At 62.2% G+C, this 1,942-nt stretch carries 1 protein-coding gene; it reads right to left on the bottom strand.

Translation table 11 applies throughout. The features are described from left to right. Positions 1 to 69: 69 nt before the first annotated feature. Positions 70 to 1,942: phosphoketolase family protein (locus FN369_RS10060; RefSeq protein WP_142526007.1), on the bottom strand; the 1,873-nt coding region annotated here is incomplete at its 5' end.

Below are 1,942 nucleotides of genomic sequence, written 5' to 3'. Positions count from 1 at the left end.
GCGGGCCGACTGTCTCGGCCCGCCCGGGCCGGATCGAAGCCGGATGCCCCGGCTACAATGCTTCGCCCTTTATCCGGCGGCCGGATGCGGAGCGCTCCAAGTCCAATTTTGGATCTCAGGAAGGTCGTCGAGATGGCTCTTCACGTAGATGCGATGCTCGGCGAGCTTTTGCTCGAAGAGATCGATGATCGGCTGCGTGCGGGAGGCCAAGCGGGGAACGCGGCGGAGAACCTCGATCGCCAAATGATAACGGCTCATCCCATTGATCACGACCATGTCGAAGGCGGTCGTCGTCGTGCCTTCCTCTACGAAGCCCCGTACATGGAAGCGCGCCGGATTGGGTCTGCCGTGAACAAGGTCGTGGACCATGCGCCGATAGCCGTGGAAGGCGAAGATCACCTCTTTTTCTTCCGTGAAGAGATTGATGAATTCCTGGTTGTCCATTCCGTGCGGATGGTAGGCGGGGGGCGACATGGTCATCAAATCGACCACGTTGACCACGCGAACCCGCAGCTCCGGAATGTGCGTCTGGAGCAGCCAGGATGCGGCAATCGCTTCCAATGTCGGGACGTCGCCGGCGCATCCGAGGACGATGTCGGGGTCCCCGCCGTCGTTTCCTGCCCACTCCCAGATGGAGGCGCCGCGGGCGCAGTGGGCACGGGCTTCCTCCATGCTCAGCCATTGGAGCGCCGGCTGCTTCTCGGCGATGATCAAGTTGACGTAGTGGCGGCTGCGCAGGCAGTGATCGAGGGTCGAGAGAAGGGTATTCGCGTCCGGGGGAAGATAGATCCGGACGACGTCGCCCTTTTTGTTGATCAGCGTGTCGATGAATCCCGGCCCTTGGTGGGTATATCCGTCGTACTCTTGCCTCCAGACGTGGGAGGTGAGCAGGTAGTTGAGCGATGCGATCGGATGGCGCCAAGGAATTTCCTTGTAGAGCTTGAGCCATTTGGCGTGCTGGCTCGCCATTGAGTCGAGGACGGTGGCGAAGGCTTCGTAGGAGACCAAAAGCCCGTGCCTTCCCGTCCAGAGATAACCCTCGAGCCAACCCTCGCAGGCATGCTCGCTCAATACTTCCATGACCCTCCCGTCGGGCGAGATGTGGTCGTCGCCCGGAAGGATTTTCGACACCAGACAGCGGTCGGTTACCTCGAAGACCGCTCCCAGCCGGTTCGAATCGGTCTCGTCCGGGCAAAAGACGCGGAAGTTGTTCGGATTGCGTCGGATGACGTCACGGACGAAGTTGCCCGCCACCCGAGTGGCTTCCGCGTCCACCGTGCCCCGAGGTTTGATCGAGACGGCATAGTTGGCGAAGTCGGGAAGGTCGAGCTCGACCAGGAGTTTCCCTCCGTTTGCATAGGGGCTCGCCCCCATCCGTAGCTCCCCTTTCGGGGCGAGCGCTTCGAGATCCGCCCGAAGCCGGCCGTTCCCGTCGAAGAGCTCCTCGGGCTTGTAGCTGCGCAGCCAGCTTTCGAGCAGTCGGAGATGGTCAGGATTTTCTCGGGCATCCATTAAGGGCGACCGATGCGCCCGATAGGTACCCTCCAGAGGAACTCCGTCGACTTCCTTGGGTCCGGTCCAACCGTCCGGGGTCCGCAGGAGAATCAAAGGCCAGCGGGGACGCCCCTTGACCCCGTTCTCCCGGGCTTCCTTTTGGATGGCCCGGATCTGTTCGTACGCTCGATCGAGGGAGAGGGCGAGCTCGGGATGTACCTTCGCGGGATCGGATCCGGCGACTGTGAGCACTTGGTAGCCGAAGCCAGAAAAGAGCATGCGCAGCTCCTCGTCCTCCATCCGGCCGAGGACGGTAGGCCCGGAGAGCTTGCCATCGTTGATGTGGAGGATCGGGAGCACCGCGCCATCCCGTTTGGGATTGAGGAAGTTGATCGATTGCCAACTCCCGGAGAGGGGCCCCGTCTCCGCCTCGCCGTCGCTCACGACG

This window comes from Methylacidimicrobium cyclopophantes (assembly GCF_902143385.2).
GTDB lineage: Bacteria > Verrucomicrobiota > Verrucomicrobiia > Methylacidiphilales > Methylacidiphilaceae > Methylacidimicrobium > Methylacidimicrobium cyclopophantes.
This window is presented reverse-complemented; position numbering and strand designations above follow the sequence as displayed.